We start from the raw sequence: 18400 nt of genomic DNA on the forward strand, positions 1-18400 counted from the left end.
CTCTTTTCAATATATAATTAACTTACCACTGTTATTTTGTAAGGAAAAACGTTTAAAGATTGTTGCTCTAAAATCAATAAAATATTACTTTTTAAAGAATCCCATTCTACCGAAGAAGTATTCTCTTTCTTATTTTCCAAAAGTTTTACTTCAATACAAGGAATAAGACCTTTAGAAACATGAATATCTGTTTTAAAACCTTTTGACACCTTTACTTCCACTACCTTATTACTACACAATTCATAACAAAGCGCTTTTACATCTTCTCTAGTTACAATTCTGTTTCTAGAAAGCAATGCCCTTCTATAAGCATTTAGTCTTTCTTCCATCCCTAGGTTATTTTTACCTTGGAATGTAGAAGTAAGAAACATACTTCCTTTTTGCTTAAGATCACTACCTTGATAAATACTAAGACTATTACCTGACTTAATCTGATTCGCATCTTCTCCACTAGTCGTCCAATACTCTACAAGAAGTGTATCCTTCTTTTTGTAAGGTTTTACAGAAATATAATTAGTCTCCTCAGAAGACTTTTTCATATCAGAAACCTTTTTCTCTAAAAGAGAAATGTTTTGATTTAATTCATTAATATTAGATTGCAAAAAATCATTTCCAAAAAACGAAAAAGAAGCACTTTCATCTTTTAATAGTTCAATTAAGTGAATCAAATACTCTCTCGCTTTCCTATAATCTAATTTACTTACGTTATCTCTTCTAATAACATAAGTTCCTTTATCATCCGAAGCCGAATCATTTTCTCGCAATCTATAATCCTTCCCAGAGGTGTTAGAAATAGATTTTACATCCAAAAACAATTCTTGCGTACTTATTGGTACAATATCAATATAGTCCTTTAATTGATACGAAATACTCTCCCATTTTCTATTTAATGCCGGAAAAGCATTTACAGTACAGAAAACACTTTCCAAAATCGAGTTATCTACAATTCTAGGAAACTCTATCTTAATCCAATTAAAATCAGCCAAATCATCATGATCCTTCTGATCTATAAATTTAGAAAATTCTTCTGGTATATCCACCTTTGAACTCAACGAAATATCTGATTTTATAGAAATAAAATGTTTTCGATATAACTTCTTTACTTGCTCCTCTATATTACGTGTTTTATTAGGCTTATAATTAAATATGGACTCTAAATTAATTCGCCTAGAGACATCACTATTATAATAACCCGGAAAGGTTTTAAACTCTTGATCTACAAAACTAAAATTCGCGTTTTTAAGATGATGATAAAAAAGCTCATTTTCTTGCACATCTAATAGTTCAAAATAAAAAGAAACATCTTTTAATGAAATTTTATCCTGTTCAGTTTTTATACCTAAATACAAAGTTGATGGTGGCAAAGATCCACCGGACTTTAAAGACAAATCACTAGTTGTTTTTCTTTTTCCTTCTAGTTCAAAAATTTTATTCCCGCAAATCATACGACTAACAGTAGCATCTATCAATTGATTCTGTTGAATTGGAGAGAAATATATATTCTTTAATTCCGTACTCGCATTCTTAGTCTTTATCTTCTTTTTATAATACAATAAATGCTCAGGAGTTATTGTCGTCTTTTTTTCGATTGGTTCCGCATATACAATACCGTGGGCAGGCCGAGATCCATATAACGTTTCTGGCGTCATTAATTGAATCAACCGCTCCGTAATTCGTGTTTGCGAATTATCAATCTCTCCAGAAATTTTTTCTATCTCAGAAGCACAGGCACCAATTAGAAGAGATACCACAGGATCAAAAGAGCTCTCTATCTCATTGGGGGAAACTCCCCAAAGAGAAGCCGCCTTTTTGATCATTCTATTTTTAATCTGAACTTTATTTTCTGTACTCATAAACCCTATTAAAATGAAAGTGGAGCAATATAAAATCTTTCTAAACAAGCAAATTGTTCATTTGTTCTACTCACAACCCCATTTACTTTTATCTCTACTAGTTTCTTAATCCTATTTAAACTTCCTCTGTTTTTAAATTCTTCTTGTTGAATCGTTACATCGACCGTGACTTTCTTAAGTCTTCTTTCTTGAGAAACTATACTCTCCACTAAAGATTCGGAAATAGTGTTACGCAACTTATTTGTACTAGTAAGATTATCAAAATCCACATTCCAAATGGAACACCCAAAAGATTCATCAAAAGTACATTCTCCAAAATACGATGTAGTAATTAAATGAATATACCCAACAATAGATTGATTAAGATCACAACTCTCAATCTCTTTGTTTTTAACAATTCTAAACGTATCTAAAGGCAACTTATAATAAGAAGTATTCATACAGGATAATTTGTGTGCTTTAATTTACTTACAAAGCAAATGCAATTTAATAAAGATTTTATTTATCTACACTTCATAATTCAATAAACTAACTAAAAAAACAACAATCCAAGATTTTATGATTTTATTTTATTGTTATCAGTGGACTAAGAGTAGAAAATAAGCATAAGTTTTTTATATTTGTGTAAATTTTATTTTTCAAATGAATACACTTTTTAAAACACTATTTTTATTTATCATTATTGTTGGGGCAATGAGTTGTGGTGGATCTAAAAAAGCAGAACAAGAAGCTTTAGCCCAAGCAAGAAGAGATTCTATTGCACTAGCGAAACAAAATGCCATCCTTCCGATCCAGAAAAAATATGGAGCAATATTGGGGGTTCCTCCAAAGAAAATAGATAACGTACCTTTATTTGAGTTTATTGATGATTGGATGAACGCACCGTACAAATTAGGGGGAAATACCAAACAAGGAATTGATTGTTCTTATTTTACTCAATACATTTATCATGATATTTATGGTAATTTAATTGAACGCACAGCACAAAAACAATTTGATGCACCAGACACAAATAAGTTTAAGGGTTTACATAACCTAAAACAGGGAGATTTAATCTTTTTTAATAATAAAGGATCTGAATTTCGAGAAATCAGCCATGTTGGATTCTATCTTGGAAACAACAAATTTGTTCATTCTACTTCAAGAAGAGGAAATTCTGGAGGAAATGGAGTTCAAATTAGTGACCTATCAAAACAACCTTGGAAACGAATGTTTGTCGCTGCTGGAAAAAAACCTAAATTTAATAATAACACCAACACTGTAGAAAACTAGAGAAGAAGCTCGCATTCTTTACACCAACTAAACGAATGAAGAACAAAGAGATACAGGACATCTATCAAGAATTAACCACTACCTATCAAAATCTAAAAGCAGAAATTTTTGTTACTGAAATTTTAGAAAACTCTAGTGTTAATCTAACTGATATTGATGTTTTTAATAATAGTACTTTTTCTAGATCCTATAGAAGAGATGTAATTAATTTTAAATTAGACTCCTATTCTGGGAACACAGATAAGTTGCAATTTAATATTGCTAGAAATGGTCTTTATGACACTTTACCTGAAGGACTATTTCATGAACCTGTAAAAGCAAAAAGTAATATTTCTTTTACAGAATTACATCAAAAGCAGAAGAAACAAGAAAAAGATGCTCGATCTTTTTTCTCCCCTTTAGAAAACGAATTTTTCACTCAAAGAGTCAATATTGAAAAAAACGAACGTAAACTAATTAATGAGTTTGCGAACCTAAAGACAGATTTTCTTTTAAAATTTTGGAATTTAGACCCTGAGATTCCTTCTGATTATAGCATTAAACTTTTGCAATTATTACCTTATGTACACAAAATATCGGGTGAAATTGAACTAACTGCTTTAAGTTTAGAAAAAATTATAGGAGAAAAAGTAACTATTGAAAAAAAGTATAAAACTTTAGATGACAATATAAATGACACTTCTAAAGAACACCAACTAGGAGTTGATTTGGTTTTAGAACTAAAAGAAACTGTAATCTCCTATCCTTGTTGGGAAATAACCATAGGACCTGTTGACCAAAAAAATATTGATAAATATATAGTAAGTGGTGCTACTAAAAAATTTATTACTATCTTTTGTGACTATTTTATCCCTATGGAAATAGACACAAAAATTAACGTAACATATTCGAGTAAAGAAGAAACATTTGTATTAAATGAGACTAACGGTCCCAGGATGGGTCTAACAACTATGATATGAATTTGATATTACAATCTGCAGCATTAAGTGCTGATTTTTTTAAGGTAGGAATCTTACTATTGGCCGTTAGTGCTATTTTAATGGGAGTCGTTGCCGGGTTGAAGAAACTTTTTGTTAAAAACAAAAAGAAGTTTTTACTATACATGCTAGTAGTACTTTTATTATTTGCTGCGACAGCCCTATTAAGTAATGAAAAAGTACTTAATGACATACCTTTAAACAGCTTTATAGGTTTCCAAATAATATTTTTATGCTTGGGATCTTTACACGTGTTTGCCATGCGTAAATTTTTCCCAAACCTATCAGAAGAAGGTCCAACAAAATTCTGGCCAGAATTTTTATATACTATAGTAACAGTATTTGTTGGATTAATTACGTTTCTGTTCGTTGTTGGGATTTACAAACCTGACTACAAATATATTTTCACAGCATCATCAATTTGCTTTCTTATCCCTATAATGATTGTAAAACTTTATGAATTTGCAGTCTCCGTTCCTGTACCTATATATAAGAAATGGTTCTACCCTATTGATAAAAAGATGAAAGATCCCAAAGATGACGAATTGATTAACCCGTTGGTTATTTCTTTTGAATTTAATAAGGGGGAAAATATTGATGAGCTGAGCAACTTTAGATTAAAAGCACCAGAAAAAATGGAGTTTGGTAAGTTATTCTACTTTTTCATAAATGATTATAATGATAGACATCCTGAAGGTGAAATAGAGTTTTTAGATGATAAAAACAACCCTTACGGATGGATTTTCTATACAAAACCAAATTGGATGGGCATGCAAACACATGTTGATTTCACTCGAACAATAGAGGGAAATAATATCAAGGAAAATGATGTAATCATCTGCAAAAGAGCATAAAAATTTATTGTTAAAATTTTGTTAAAAAAAGATCTCGATTTACTCGTTGAGATCTTTTTTTTGTGGGATAAACTTCACGATAAAGTGCAAATTCCCTGAAAACCGTGTAGTCTTTTTCTTTCTTAATCCATTAATCCCTTTACACTTAACGACATAGTAACAACTTAAGTATGATATATTTTACTATCTTTACACCGTACAAGTTACGTTTATTATTTATTATTAATTATTATTATTAACTTAAAAATTATTTATTATGTCTTTTAAAGCAAAATTAAAAGTTGGTGGAAAAGAGTACAATGTATTAAACTGTAATTATGGTTTAGCTCAAGAAACTGACGCAACAGGACGTCCATCATCTGTAACTAGAGGTGGAATGATTACAATCGAAGTAGAGTCTACTTCAGACACTAGTCTTTCTGATTGGATGTTTAACAATTTCGAAATGAGAAGTGGATCAATCGTTTTCTTAAAGAGAGATACAGAAGCAACTTCTAAAGAATTAAATTTCGCTGACGCATACGCTGTTAAGTATATGGAGAATTTTGATGCTACAGGAAAAAATCCTATGGTAGAAAAAATTACTATTTCTGCAAGAGAAATTTCTATCGGAAACGGTGAGCACGTAAATGAGTGGGTATAATCCTCTGCATTTTATATAAGATTTAAATTAAGGGAGTGGTTTTTTCACTCCCTTTCTTATCTTACATCATCATTTCCTCTATATTACATTTTCTTGTAAACAATAATGGAACTGATAAAGTAGTTATTCACATTAAAATTATTACTTATGTCATTTTTAGCAAAATTAGATCTTGATGGGGAAGAGATAAACATTTTGGATTGCTCTTTCACCTTCAGACAAGATACCGATTACACAGGGAGACCTTGTGCAAAACCACAAGGAGGACAAGTTAGTTTATTAATAGAATCTACATCTAAAACTGATTTCTTGGACTGGACCATCTCTCCTACTATTACCAAAAGTTGTAAAATTACTTTTTTCAGAAGAGATAATATGTCTAGTCTAAAAAATGTAGATGTTAAGGACGCTTATTGTATCGAATACACGGAGCATTTTAATGCAGAAAGCACTAAGCCGCTACAGATACATTTAGTTTTATCCGCAAAAGAAATTTCAATTAAAGGAACTACGTTTACCAATAATTGGCCTTCTAAAGTATAATTCTTTTTTTATTATCAGTTGTGATTTTGAATATTTTCATAATTGAATAGAATATCAAAGAATTTTTATTCTAAGATAACAGTATTTCTGAAATTAAATAAACTTACTAAAAACTAATGATACCTATAAAGTGGTCGCTTTAATATTTATCATAAAGTTTTTAGTGTTTTAGAGGAATATTATTGGATAAAACCGTCTAAAAAGTGTCTCTTCTTAATTCTTGGTGTTTATTTGAGAAAGAACGGGAAAAGCTAAAAATGATTTTTGAAAACAAAAATCTCTTATCTTAGAATATATAATATAGATATGAGTTATCCTTATTATACCAGATAATACATAGTATTGTTTAAAAACATACTATTTGTTAATCTAAAAATGGTAACTTTATAAAAACCTGTGAAAACTATATTGACAACTTATCGGTTGTTAAATCACTAAAAAACAAAAGACATGGCGTTGCAATCTAACACTCAAATATTTATTGGAGGAACAGCAATAAATGCTTATAAACGATTAATGCTGCATCAAGAAATCGATGCGCATCATGTACTAGAATTAGTTTGTAGAATGGATGTTCTAGAAAATATAACTGGAGATATTGCTTCTCAAACCAAGGATTATCTAGGGCAAATAATTACGATACAAATTTCATCTATAGGAACCTTTACAGGGTATAAAGAATTTGAGTTTAAAGGGGTAGTAACCTCTGTCAATAGCACCAAGGGGTTCCATCAACAAAATGGAGATCTAGTGACTATAAAAGCTCATAGTTGTAGTATTATAGCTGATGATGGACCACATTACAATTCTTTTAATGACGTCGATCTTACCACCATTTTAGATGAAACATTTAAAGGTTATGATCAGTCAAAATTAAAAACTATCTTCAACCCATCTGGATCGGATAACATTCATTACAGTGTACAAAATAAAGAAAGCGCTTTTCAATATTCAAGTCGATTAGCTGCACAATATAGCCAATGGTTTTACTACGATGGAAGTGCTCTTATATTCGGTAGACCAGAAGACCAAGAGGAAGTTACTTTAACTTATGGACACGATCTTCAGGAATTTTCTTTGGATTTAAAACCTACATCCAATAGTTACAAATATTTTACTAACGACTACCTTACAGATGGACAGCATGAAAAAGCAACAAATGAAGTTAGTTCTGGTGTAAATGGATATAATGGTTTTACTAGTAATAAAGGAGATGAAATCTTTCCTAATGAAACTAATATTTATTTAAATTCTTACAACGATCCATCTCTAAAACAAAGATTAGATACACATGTAGAACAGCAGAAAAAAGCTGAAGAAATAAAGCAGGTGATTTTTAAAGGATCTAGCGACAATCCTGGAGTAAAAATTGGACAAGTAGTTACTATCAAAGGAGAAGGTGCTGACTATGGTAGTTTTAGAATTACTAAAGTAACTCACACGAATACAGAAAACGGAAGATATCAAAATAAATTCGAAGGAGTAACTGCTGATTTGGACGTATATCCAAATACGAACCTAATGGCGTTTCCTAAGAGTGAATCTCAGGTTGCAATTGTAAAAGAAAATAGTGATCCCGACGGAATAGGAAGAATACGAGTACAATTTCCTTGGCAAAGGGAAACAGGAGAATTAACTCCTTGGTTACGTATTGTCACTCCGCACGCTGGAGGAGAAAAAGGTTTTCATTTCATACCCGAGCTTGACGAAGAAGTATTGATTGGTTTTGAAGGGGGTAATGCAGAAAGACCTTATGTATTGGGAACTTTATATACAGGAGGAGCTAATCCTGCAAGTTGGAATACCCAAAGCAATGATGTAAAAGCGTTGCGCACGAGAAGTGGTCATACTGTAGAATTAAATGATGCCGATGGCGCAGAATTTATTACTATTACCGATAAGAATCAAAATATTATAAATATTGATACTGCCAATAATGATATCACCATTTCAGCTGGAGAAAATATGACATTGAATGCTAAAAACATGCAGATAAATGTAGATGAAAATTTAGATATTTCTGTTGGAAAAAATAAAAGTGAGACAATTACTGAAGATTATTTTATCAGTGCGACTAATGAAGATCGCCAGATAGGAGAAACAATCAAAGTAATTAGTAGTGAATATAAGCAGGAAGCTCAGGAAATAACTACCGATGCCAGTGGTGAAATAAAAACCAACGCAGGTGGTAAAATTACTATTGCTAGTGCCGAAACAGTGGAATATGGAGAATAATTCATTGTTTATAATCTGTAAAATCACACTTGAATAATTAAACATTATGGGAAGTATTGGATTAACAGCTACTTCATCAGGAGCACAAGAAACTACTAAGAATGTACTAAGCGGAGTTAATGTACAAACCGCGCCAGTACATGTAGGGAATGCAGAGTATGAAGAGTTAACACCAGATGATTCTGCTGATATAATAGTCGGTATTTTTTTTGATGGAACTTTAAATAATCGAGCCAATACTAGAGCAAGGCTTGAATATACTAATAAAACTAACCGTCAACCATATGATAAAAATTCTGCTGACGGATATACGAACTGGATTGGTATTAAAAGAACTGGAAGTTATGATAATGATTATTCGAATGTATCCAGAATGGAACCAGCTTATGAAAAAATAAATGAAGAAAAAAAACATCAACTTTCCATCTATATAGAAGGCATCGGAACAGAAGATCATGAAGGAGATAGTACCTGGGGAAAAAGCATGGGGAAAGGTGCGACAGGAGTAAAAGGTAAAGTAAAAAAAGGATGTGAGGAAATTGCTAAACTCATTAATGAGTTAGGAGTTGAGAAAATAAATAGTATCCAGATTGACGCTTATGGTTTTAGTCGAGGAGCTGCCGCCGCGAGAAATTTTGTTTTTGAAATTAATCAAAAAAAAGGAGATCAAAAAGAAATTTTAATGGATGGATTGTATCAATATACAGGACAACTATACCAAGAAGATGGAGGCGTGTTAGGAGAAAAACTAAAAGAACTTGGCCTTGAGATAAAGCTAAAACCCCAAGCTAGATTTGTAGGATTATATGATACTGTAGCTTCTTTTGGTGTATATCACCAAAATGATGTAGAGCAACTTAATTTGGATGCTATAAAAAAAGCACGTTTCACATTTCAATTAGCAGCAAATGATGAACATAGAAGTAATTTCATGTTAACTAAAATTGGAAGTGCAAGAGGAAAAGAAAAATACCTCCCAGGAGTACATTCAGATATCGGAGGGGGCTATACTGATAATTGTAATGAAGAAGTTACACTAGACTATGGAGGATATTTACCTAAACTAGAAGAAGAACGCACTAGACTTATTGAACAAGGATGGTATTTGGATAATACTAGTCAAATTTGGGTAGATGATTTTTGGGGAACTCTCAAAGCCAAACGAACAGGAATCTCTAACAAATACAGCTATATTCCCTTACATATCATGGTAGAATACTCCATAAAGAAAAAACTAGAATATGACATAAACTTAATCATCGAAGATTATCCCATTGTTGATGATTCTGAAAAAAGAGTAAAACTAACCGAAGTAAAAACACGTTTGGATGAATATGTAAACGATCAAAATGAAGAGCTTGCCTTTATGAATCCGGCGGATGAAGAAATGTTAAAAGCATTACGTAACGAATATTTCCACTTCTCTGCGCACTATAATGATCGTGTACTAGGAGTACTACCTCCTATGAAACCTAATAGAGAAAATGGTGTAAGAACAAGAGGGACACTTGAAGGAAATTTAAATGACTAAAAGATATTTTATACTTTTAATACTAATGATGATCTATCTGAATTCTTGTAAAAATTCAGAAAAAAATAATATATCAGAAACTGGATCTATAATGACAACTAATCAAAAAGATAAGAAATATGAATGGCTACCTACAGAATGTGCACCAGAAATATATCCTATTAGAATAAAAGAAGGATATTTCATTACGAAAGATGGAACCTCTATTGAGATACCTAGTGGAGGAAGAACTGTACATAATGGATGGGGACAAATAGGATCAACTTACATAGTTGGAGATGACCTCAAACCGATACCTCAAAAATTAAAAATCACTTGGATTTCTTATGCTGAAAACAAGTTTTATAGTGGTGATTTTGATTTACCATCAGAAAAAATTCAGCAATTCTTTGAAAAAGGTTTTCTAGATCGAAGAAATAAACAAGAAAACTATTCTAAGATCATAGTAGGTATGGCTCCTGGAGGAATTGTATCTATTTGGTTATTGGGAGCAGGTTCAACTGTGGAAATAGGTCAATATATAGCCCAAGAAATTGATATGGAAATTAAGGATTTATCACCAAACACAACTTTGGATAGAGCGACCTATGTTTCCAATAGAGTAAATAGTTTAAAAGAAGATAAGCTCAAAAAATTAAACGAAGTTGGTATTAGAACTGATATCTGGAAAACATACAGAAAACGTTTCTCTTGGAAACCAGTTTACACTTTTAATAACGAAGCAGAAGCTACAAAGACCCTTATTGACTTTTTTAATGGAGAAAGCATACATACTATTAGCAAAAATCCGTTATTAACATCTTTTCAAGATTTTGCGATTCCTAAATACACAAGATTCTATTGGGTAGATAAAAACAAAAATGAATTTGGAACCAAAATATATTTTGATGAACTTGAAATATTTGAAGCTTTCGATAAAATTTTTGCAAACCCAAAAACCAAACAAGCTATCATAAATTTTGAAATAGATAAATACAACAGTAACATAACGGTATTTATTGAAAGTGAAATCGAACGCATCGAAATGAAAAAATTAACAATTAAGATATATGAAGCTTCAAAATAATAGAATTTTATAAGAAATAATGCCACGAACCCTGCCCCATACAAATCAGATTATCAAACTCAACGGAGAACGGATTACACGAACCTATACTTCTGAAGTTGTAAATCGTATAGAACAAGGTAAAAATAAATCTTCTGCCGCTGTGGCAATTGAATTTGATCTAACTTTTTATGGGATCGATCAAGAAGGACTCCTAAATTATAGAATGGAAGTTAAAAAGAGATTCCTATTAAATGAAAAATTTAGTATTGTTCGTAAAGTAGATAAAGCACAAAAAATTGCACTAAAAGTTGCTTCAGTTAATGATATTTTAGAACTAAAAGTTGACAAGAGTTTTAAATTAAACAAAGTAAATAACACCAAAGAAATAAGGCAAAAATGGAAAGAAGTAAAAATTGATCTTTTAGAAGAATATCCAGATTTGCTTAAAATGACAAGTGATTTTGATTGGCAATTGCAAGAAGATAACATTCAACAGGTATATTTAGAAGATAATTTTTATCAATTCTTTTTTACTAATATTTTTTATCAAGAATTTGAAGATAAAAAGTTAGCACAACAAGCTAAAGTATCCGCCAATGCCCTTGGTAATATAAACATCCCAATTTTAGAACAAAAAAAGATTTCTAAACAAGATATCGGGTTCACGAAGGTTACTATTACTTCAGAAGCCGAAATGGATATCGATCATAAGAAATTCCCATTGGCTAAACTAAATGGTTTTTTAGGTAAATTACCAACATCTCCAGGCGAAAAACACACGTTAGATTTTGAGTATAAAGGTACTTATAAAGTAAAACCCCAATTTGGACTGGTAACCAAAGGAAAACTAAATTACTCCTTCGAAGTAAAGGATTTATATAAAAAAACAACTACCATAACCTTTAATTTAGAAAAAGATGAGTAGTAAAATATATGTATTAGATGGCGCATTACTAGAATGCAATCAGGGCTTTGTGCCCGCTAAGCTTTTAGTAACGCAAAATCAAAAAGTAAAAATCCAAGGCAAGTTTAAAGCTACGGATATGGATGTGCAGGTACCCGCTACTTTCGGACAATGTAAACTAAAACCAACTAGTGGTGGATATTTACCTTGTATGCCAGCATTGCAAAAATGGACTAAGACTACTAAAACCTCAACATTAGGAGGAAGTAAAAAGTTCTTATACGAAGATTCTGAATGTATGTGTGGTACTGGCGGTAAAGTTACCATTATGCAACCTATGCAAATCAATACTGGTGGTAATGCTAGTGAAAAATTCAAGGAAATTGCAATGACTATTCCTGGTGCGATGATGGGTAACGACAAAGCTCCCAAAGTGGTAGAAAGTTATTGGATGGACGCTGCTGGTAAAGAAAAGATTGATAAAATCAATTATGGAGAAAAAGCAACCATGTTTGTACAAACGGAAAACATGGAAGTTGGCGAAAAAGTAGAAGTACGAGTAAAAGCAAAAAACGGTAAGGAGATAAAAGAAGGAAAAAATGAGTTAATCTACTCAGGAAATGTAAAAGCCGATGGCACAGTAGCATTAGATCTAGTATGTATTGATGAACCTGAAAAAGAAGAAACAACTACTTCTAACTCTAACACCTCGTCAACGACTGCCGCAAATAATGAAACATCAAATGAAAACACTTCCGAAAAAGTAATTTTAGAAACTGGAGTTGTTAATAAGGGAAATCGTATTAACGAAAATGGAAAGATCATTATTGTTAATTCTAAGGGTAAGCGCGCATATGATTGGATCTATGCGGATGCTCCTAGTGAAAGTTTAATGAAAAAAAATGGAATGTCTGGATATGATGTTACAAACATTAATCTTACTAAGTCCTACCCTACTGCGATGCTTAAAACAGAAATGAAAGCAGTTTTATGGAGCTTCTCGGATATCGAAGATGGGTTTGGTAAAAACGGAAGGGATTTGGCCAATCACTTTTTTGATGGACATGGGAGTAACTTTATTTTTGACAACGAATCAAACCCAGTTAGAGAAATCAAAGATTCCAGCCAGTTCAAGGATGAGTTTATACCTAAACTTGAACAAGAATTGGTAGATCAATATAAGAAAAACAACTACGTAACCAAAAATCCACAAAAAGTATATAATTTTAGAACTAGCCTGCCCTACTACAGCGCTTTACAGGGAATGAATCCTAATGTAAACGAAATTGCAACTTTTGTTGGAGGTATTCAAGGTTGCTTAGCTAATTACGAAATTTATGATCAAAATGGTGAAATTGGTGCCACGATTACCAACCTTTCATTTTTTGACACTTTCGGAGCTGGATGGGAAGATGGAGGAGCTGATGGAATGGCTAAACAATGGATCCCTGGATTAGTATCTATGTTTTGTCTTCAACATTTTAAAAACGTAGAAGATAAAAATAAGTTTCAACCATTTGCAATTATGCTAAACATAGAATTATGATAAGATATAGTTATATATCCATATTGATTTGTACACTCCTGTTTTCTTGTAAATCACAAAAACAAGAAATGGAAATTCGTTATACATCCCTTAATGATTATGACGCTAATTATGTCTTTAATTTAAAAAACAACACTACTGGACTAAAAAAAACACATCAATTTACACTAGCAGAAATAGAGGCTCAGAAGCATTTTGTAGACTCTCTAAAAAACTCTAGTTATATGGATAGTTTACCACAAACCTATAAAGATCATCAATATGGCACTTCGTTATCGTTAACTGCCAGTGATGTATATTTATATACTCCTCCAAATGAATTTTCTTTTGATCAAGTAAGTGATGAAGATTTGGTTATGGTATATGAATTGAATGAGGAACAATTCACAATTAAAAATATAGTTATTGGCGAAAGATATAAAGAAAACACCATCTCTATAAAAGAGAAAATGAACACTAATTTTTGTGAATTAAAAGTAGATGATAATAATTTTAGATTAGAAACATTATATCAGGTATTTGAAAAAATACAAAAATTACAATATCATCTTCAAAAAGACCTCTTCACCTATCAAGTTTTTGATAGTAAAAATAACCATGTGCTGGATATTACTTACAAAGATAAAGGCACATCACTTTTGCTAAACTATATATAAAGGATGCTATGAGTAATAAGGAATTAGAAATAGTTATTGATACCATAACAGCGGCTGACCGGCGATTCACTTATAATGAAACGTTGACCTTAGAAAATGTCTTGGAACCTGAAGTTATTAGCGCTTATTTTGCAGAAAAAACAGTAAAAAAAGAATCCTTAAAAGATGGCACCTATCAATATACGTTTGATAAAGAAACGAGTACCGATAGCAAAACAAAACGATCCAATGTAGCCAAAGCTATCCATAAAAGTATAAATGATGAATTATCATCGCAACATAAGGAAGTAAAGCTAAAAGACATTACAAAAGTTATTAATGAAAAGGAAACAGGTAAAAAATGGCCTTTACAAAGTCACGCAAAAGATAGTACTTTAACCTTTGACCAATATAAAAACGAAACCAAGATATATTATAAAAAGATTCCTTCTGCGCCAATGGGATATCAAGTATACCTTATTACAGAGACCAAAAATCTTAAAGATAAAAAGGTAAAGATCAAGATTCACGAAAAGGAGGAAAAAGATAAAGATGACAAAAACAAAAGTGTTTTTAAAATCTTAAAAACCAAAGATGATACTTTACCAGTAAAGGTTTTTGCTAAAAAAGAAGACACTAGTACCGATACAGAAGTTAGTGATTGGATAGAGATAGAAGTTAAAGAAGAAAATGGAAACAAAGATGGGGATCATTTATTTTTGTATAAGGAAGAAAACGAAAATAAAATAGAAGTAGGTATCAAAAAAATACAGTTGCGCCCTAAAGAAGACAAAATCAAAACTGAAGGAGAAGACGCACATAAAAGTTTTGAGGGTTGGCAAGAAGCTTTATATATCCGAGAAGATGAAACTGAAGAAGGCAAAAAAGCTATAGAAGATGCTAAAGCTCGTAAAACAGCCAGAGATGCCGAAGGTGAAAATGCAACTATCATGGCATTTGACAAAGAAGCTGTAAAGAGAATTTATCCTTCTGGAAAAATTAATGCTCCTAAAACAGCAGTTATTGGGCAAGAAATAGAGTATATTCTAGATATAAAAAATACAGATACAGCTAAAGAAGAAGATAAAAATAATATTCGTTGGTCTTTTTATGTAAAAGGCGAATCAAAAACTGACAAAAAAAGTACGTATATCACATCAAAAAGTAAATCAGGGTTATATACATATGCCAAGACAGAAGTTGTAGATGGGAAAAATAAACTTACTATTGTTTTTGACGAAGCATTAAAAGGGAAAAAAGTGCAAATAGAGCCTTTTAGAGGAAGCCCAGAGCTTAGTAATTCTAAGTCTTTTGTAAGAACTACTACAGTTGAGGAAGCTCCTGAACCCAAAATTTCAAAGCGAGAAACAACTTCTCTTTGGCTTACCACACAATGTGAAAGCGTAAAAAGTCCTGGGACAATGATTGGTAAGGATTTTGAAAATTATCTTAAACTAGAAACTCCAGGATTGTTATTTCCTTTTAGAAGTGTTCCTCAAAATTATCCTGGACATTATAAAACTAAGCATTATAAAAAATACGATTACACTTTACACGAAAAAAATGCCGCTACCTTTGGGTTTCCAAGAGGAAGTGATAGAATTCACGCTGCTAGAGATTTATATTCCAAAGTTAATGAACATGTATATGCAATTGCCGATGGCGTTGTTAAAGCAAGTGAGAACTTTTATATGAATACAGATGTAATTGTGATCGAACACGATTATGAACACATTAAAGGACATAATATGATTGTCAGATATGGTGAAGTTGATAAGAGTACTATAGAAGTAAAAATTGGGGACAAAGTAAAACGAGGACAAAAAATTGCAGAAGTTGGACAATTAATTAGAGACGATGGAACAAATTTCCAGCAACCAACAGGAGAGAATAGAGGGATGTTACACATTGAATTTTATACTGGTGAAGAAAAAGGAAAGACTTTCAAACCAGGAAAGGTAAATACAAGTGAAATGTTACACGCTAAATCGGATAGTTTTTCTAGTGGAAGATCTTTTAAAAGAAGACGTGATTTATTTGATCCTTTAAAGATTTTAGATAAAATGCTTAAAAACTCACAAAAAGAGAATTTAATAAAATAAACTCATGAGAATAATACTTCCTTTATTACTATTTCTTTTAATTTCCTGTAAAGAAGTTTCGAAAAAAGCTCAATCTGAGGACTTATTGGATAACAAGTATTCTACAACTACTCAAAAAACTAACAATCCTAGTAGTATTTCCAATAATAAATTAGTTAAAAATAATGCGGACAGCATTTTTAATAATTTACTTAACAAAGAATTAATTGGTATATCTATAAAAAGTAAAGAGGAGAATGACATCTATAAAAAATATTGGATAGATTTCCACAGTAAATGCATGTGTGATTCTCCTTCAATATTCTTAGATCAAAAAAATAAGAAAATATACATATATAACTATTGTAGAAATTCTGTTCCTCCTAATGACAAAGAACCATTTTTTGAATATGATTTGATAAAAACATTGTTTTTAAAGCATAAAGCAGAAGTTTTCGGTAAGAATAACAAACAAGAAGAAATAATTTTGAAGTTTAACAAAATTGAAGATGATATTTATAAAATGAGCGTTGATGGTAAATTACCTTCTGATTTCGTTGGAGGTAGAGTAAATAACTTATTTACGTCAAACCCTCAAAGTTTCGAAAAAGAAGACTGTGGTGATTTTGATGGATAAAATAAATACTTTTTTTGAAACTTCCGTGAACTATTAAATGAAAACTATATTTCCCTTAGTAATACTCATTTTATCAATAAGTTCTTGTAAAGAAAGTAACAAAAAGTATTTAACATCTGAAAATATAGAGACTGTAGAAACAAATGCAGATACGATCTCAACACAAAAAACAGAAGTAAAAGAACAAAGTGAAATCTCTCACCCAATTGATTTTGTGAAAATCCAACCAGATTCTATAAAAACAAATTATAAAAAAGATTCTATCCAAGTAAATCAATCATTATGGTATAATAACATTCAATTAATTACAGGTACAATTGAAAATAACAAAAATGGATTTCATTTAATTGTTAAAGATAGTAAAGGAAAAATCTTATATAAATCAGAAGGTCAAATAGATAGTTGGAGGTATAACCCTACATTATTTAAATCTGAGCAAAGCAAGAGAATTATTATTGTCAATGAAATTGGTGCAGAAGAAAGTTGGGGTATCTATATACATGAATATAATAACAATGTTTACAGAGAAATTGGAGGATTGGATATTGTTGCTTTAAATGAGTATCAAGAAAGTCTAAATGTGGTTCCATTTATTAAAATACACGAAATAAAAGATTCCGTTTTACAATTTTCCTTTGATCAAAAATCTAAAATATTTGATTTAGAAGCAGAAAGTACTATTGATGGAAATAAATTATTATATCAATATAAGAATAATACATTAAAAAGAATAAAACCAATTAGATGATTTTTTTTGTATTTACATCCAAAATTGCTGAACGTGAAACAACATCCGTTTGGCTAACATAGCAATGTGAAAGCGTAAAAAATCCTGGAACAATGGTTGGTAAGGATTTTGAAAATTATTTTAAACTAAAATATAGTACCACTATATATATTTACCCTGATGGTAAAATCAGTAAAACTTATTTAAAGAATGGAGATAAAATGCGATATGTTTATGTTGAAGACAGTCGAGAAGAGTACGATTTAGGTTCTTTCAAATTAATTGAAGCTCAAAGATGGTTGGACGCAACAAGACATTATTCTAAAACTCAAAAAGGTGGTGAATGGAAAAAAGTTATTTCAGGTGGAAAAACAAGGTATTATAAAAAGGATGGAACTACAAAGACACTCTTGATGACTCCTTTTTCTGGTTCACCCAACAAAGTATTTAAATATAAAAAAGGAACATTAGATTTTGCTATTTACGAATCAACAGATAGAGAACACTTTAATCCGGAAGCTTTTGCTACGGTTATAGGTGCATTGGCTGAAGTTAACTATAAAGATATTGTTTCAAATGGTTCTGTGGATACAGATGGAACTGGTGCATATAGCGTGACCCATTTTAATGGCTTTAACATGGATTTCAAATTTTTAAGAAAGGATAAGAAAAAAGCTAAAATTGATAAGTACTCAAATGGGAATCTCGTAGAAGTCATTTTAAGTAATAATTCCAAATTAGATATTACTAGGCAGAATAAGTTTTTAGATGCGTTGTACAAATTTGGCTGGGGTAAAACGGAAAAAAACTATGCAAATATAACTTCAGAAAACAAAGATCTAAATCACTGCAAACCCGATGACCACCATTGGAATCATTTACACTTACAAGGTTTCAAAATAGACTACAAATAA

At 31.2% G+C, this 18400-nt stretch carries 17 protein-coding genes; 15 read left to right on the forward strand and 2 right to left on the reverse strand.

Annotated features, from left to right (window positions below; translation table 11 throughout):
- Window positions 1-17: 17 nt before the first annotated feature.
- Window positions 18-1853: a type VI secretion system baseplate subunit TssF gene (locus H526_RS0110050; RefSeq protein WP_027392881.1), complete on the reverse strand. Its 1836-nt coding sequence runs from the start codon at window positions 1851-1853 to the stop codon at window positions 18-20.
- 8 nt (window positions 1854-1861) lie between these two features.
- Window positions 1862-2293, reverse strand: coding sequence for a GPW/gp25 family protein (locus H526_RS0110055; RefSeq protein ID WP_027392882.1), 432 nt, complete (start codon window positions 2291-2293; stop codon window positions 1862-1864).
- A gap of 202 nt (window positions 2294-2495) precedes the next feature.
- Between H526_RS0110055 and H526_RS28825 the strand changes: the two genes are divergently transcribed.
- The 15 genes from H526_RS28825 (at window position 2496) to H526_RS0110130 (ending at window position 18400) form a co-directional block, all read left to right on the forward strand.
- On the forward strand, window positions 2496-3125 hold the full coding sequence (locus tag H526_RS28825) for a C40 family peptidase (RefSeq protein ID WP_081415589.1): 630 nt from the start codon (window positions 2496-2498) through the stop codon (window positions 3123-3125).
- A 35-nt stretch (window positions 3126-3160) separates the two neighbouring features.
- Window positions 3161-4084 carry a hypothetical protein gene (locus H526_RS0110065; RefSeq protein ID WP_027392883.1) on the forward strand — a complete coding sequence of 308 codons (924 nt, stop codon included), beginning with the start codon at window positions 3161-3163 and terminating at the stop codon, window positions 4082-4084.
- Complete coding sequence (locus tag H526_RS0110070) at window positions 4081-4956, forward strand: TssN family type VI secretion system protein (protein WP_027392884.1); 876 nt, start codon at window positions 4081-4083, stop codon at window positions 4954-4956. The genes H526_RS0110065 and H526_RS0110070 overlap by 4 nt, the downstream gene beginning before the upstream one ends.
- A 256-nt stretch (window positions 4957-5212) precedes the next feature.
- Window positions 5213-5599 (forward strand): type VI secretion system tube protein TssD, encoded by a 387-nt coding sequence (gene tssD / locus H526_RS0110075; protein ID WP_027392885.1) that lies wholly within the window; start codon window positions 5213-5215, stop codon window positions 5597-5599.
- A gap of 147 nt (window positions 5600-5746) precedes the next feature.
- A complete protein-coding gene (gene tssD / locus H526_RS0110080; protein WP_027392886.1) occupies window positions 5747-6142 on the forward strand; it encodes a type VI secretion system tube protein TssD in 396 nt (131 codons plus the stop codon).
- A gap of 450 nt (window positions 6143-6592) precedes the next feature.
- Window positions 6593-8377: a type VI secretion system Vgr family protein gene (locus H526_RS0110085; protein WP_027392887.1), complete on the forward strand. Its 1785-nt coding sequence runs from the start codon at window positions 6593-6595 to the stop codon at window positions 8375-8377.
- A gap of 46 nt (window positions 8378-8423) precedes the next feature.
- Window positions 8424-9908, forward strand: coding sequence for a T6SS phospholipase effector Tle1-like catalytic domain-containing protein (locus H526_RS0110090; protein ID WP_027392888.1), 1485 nt, complete (start codon window positions 8424-8426; stop codon window positions 9906-9908).
- The gene (locus tag H526_RS0110095; protein ID WP_027392889.1) at window positions 9901-10974 is read left to right on the forward strand and encodes a DUF2931 family protein; all 1074 of its coding nucleotides are present in this window, start codon (window positions 9901-9903) and stop codon (window positions 10972-10974) included. The genes H526_RS0110090 and H526_RS0110095 overlap by 8 nt, the downstream gene beginning before the upstream one ends.
- A gap of 19 nt (window positions 10975-10993) precedes the next feature.
- Window positions 10994-11881: a hypothetical protein gene (locus H526_RS0110100; protein ID WP_027392890.1), complete on the forward strand. Its 888-nt coding sequence runs from the start codon at window positions 10994-10996 to the stop codon at window positions 11879-11881.
- Window positions 11874-13406 carry a PAAR-like protein gene (locus H526_RS31465; RefSeq protein WP_081415590.1) on the forward strand — a complete coding sequence of 511 codons (1533 nt, stop codon included), beginning with the start codon at window positions 11874-11876 and terminating at the stop codon, window positions 13404-13406. The genes H526_RS0110100 and H526_RS31465 overlap by 8 nt, the downstream gene beginning before the upstream one ends.
- Complete coding sequence (locus H526_RS0110110) at window positions 13403-14062, forward strand: hypothetical protein (RefSeq protein WP_155839653.1); 660 nt, start codon at window positions 13403-13405, stop codon at window positions 14060-14062. Before H526_RS31465 ends, H526_RS0110110 begins: the two co-directional genes overlap by 4 nt.
- An 8-nt stretch (window positions 14063-14070) precedes the next feature.
- Window positions 14071-16143: a M23 family metallopeptidase gene (locus tag H526_RS0110115; RefSeq protein ID WP_027392892.1), complete on the forward strand. Its 2073-nt coding sequence runs from the start codon at window positions 14071-14073 to the stop codon at window positions 16141-16143.
- 4 nt (window positions 16144-16147) lie between these two features.
- Window positions 16148-16759, forward strand: a complete 612-nt coding sequence (locus H526_RS0110120; RefSeq protein WP_027392893.1) for a hypothetical protein — start codon at window positions 16148-16150, stop codon at window positions 16757-16759.
- A 37-nt stretch (window positions 16760-16796) separates the two neighbouring features.
- Window positions 16797-17507: a hypothetical protein gene (locus tag H526_RS0110125; protein ID WP_027392894.1), complete on the forward strand. Its 711-nt coding sequence runs from the start codon at window positions 16797-16799 to the stop codon at window positions 17505-17507.
- Between the two features lie 92 nt (window positions 17508-17599).
- On the forward strand, window positions 17600-18400 hold the full coding sequence (locus H526_RS0110130; RefSeq protein ID WP_027392895.1) for a hypothetical protein: 801 nt from the start codon (window positions 17600-17602) through the stop codon (window positions 18398-18400).

Source organism: Aquimarina latercula DSM 2041, assembly GCF_000430645.1.
Taxonomy (GTDB): Bacteria; Bacteroidota; Bacteroidia; order Flavobacteriales; family Flavobacteriaceae; genus Aquimarina; species Aquimarina latercula.

Coding starts and splice junctions, on each gene's coding strand:
- H526_RS0110085 (WP_027392887.1), top strand. CDS start 6,593: ATGGCGTTGCAATCTAACACTCAAATATTTATTGGAGGAACAGCAATA.
- H526_RS0110055 (WP_027392882.1), bottom strand. CDS start 2,293: ATGAATACTTCTTATTATAAGTTGCCTTTAGATACGTTTAGAATTGTT.
- H526_RS31465 (WP_081415590.1), top strand. CDS start 11,874: ATGAGTAGTAAAATATATGTATTAGATGGCGCATTACTAGAATGCAAT.
- H526_RS28825 (WP_081415589.1), top strand. CDS start 2,496: ATGAATACACTTTTTAAAACACTATTTTTATTTATCATTATTGTTGGG.
- H526_RS0110095 (WP_027392889.1), top strand. CDS start 9,901: ATGACTAAAAGATATTTTATACTTTTAATACTAATGATGATCTATCTG.
- H526_RS0110125 (WP_027392894.1), top strand. CDS start 16,797: ATGAAAACTATATTTCCCTTAGTAATACTCATTTTATCAATAAGTTCT.
- H526_RS0110120 (WP_027392893.1), top strand. CDS start 16,148: ATGAGAATAATACTTCCTTTATTACTATTTCTTTTAATTTCCTGTAAA.
- H526_RS0110115 (WP_027392892.1), top strand. CDS start 14,071: ATGAGTAATAAGGAATTAGAAATAGTTATTGATACCATAACAGCGGCT.
- H526_RS0110065 (WP_027392883.1), top strand. CDS start 3,161: ATGAAGAACAAAGAGATACAGGACATCTATCAAGAATTAACCACTACC.
- H526_RS0110100 (WP_027392890.1), top strand. CDS start 10,994: ATGCCACGAACCCTGCCCCATACAAATCAGATTATCAAACTCAACGGA.
- tssD (WP_027392886.1), top strand. CDS start 5,747: ATGTCATTTTTAGCAAAATTAGATCTTGATGGGGAAGAGATAAACATT.
- H526_RS0110110 (WP_155839653.1), top strand. CDS start 13,403: ATGATAAGATATAGTTATATATCCATATTGATTTGTACACTCCTGTTT.
- H526_RS0110050 (WP_027392881.1), bottom strand. CDS start 1,853: ATGAGTACAGAAAATAAAGTTCAGATTAAAAATAGAATGATCAAAAAG.
- H526_RS0110090 (WP_027392888.1), top strand. CDS start 8,424: ATGGGAAGTATTGGATTAACAGCTACTTCATCAGGAGCACAAGAAACT.
- tssD (WP_027392885.1), top strand. CDS start 5,213: ATGTCTTTTAAAGCAAAATTAAAAGTTGGTGGAAAAGAGTACAATGTA.
- H526_RS0110070 (WP_027392884.1), top strand. CDS start 4,081: ATGAATTTGATATTACAATCTGCAGCATTAAGTGCTGATTTTTTTAAG.
- H526_RS0110130 (WP_027392895.1), top strand. CDS start 17,600: ATGGTTGGTAAGGATTTTGAAAATTATTTTAAACTAAAATATAGTACC.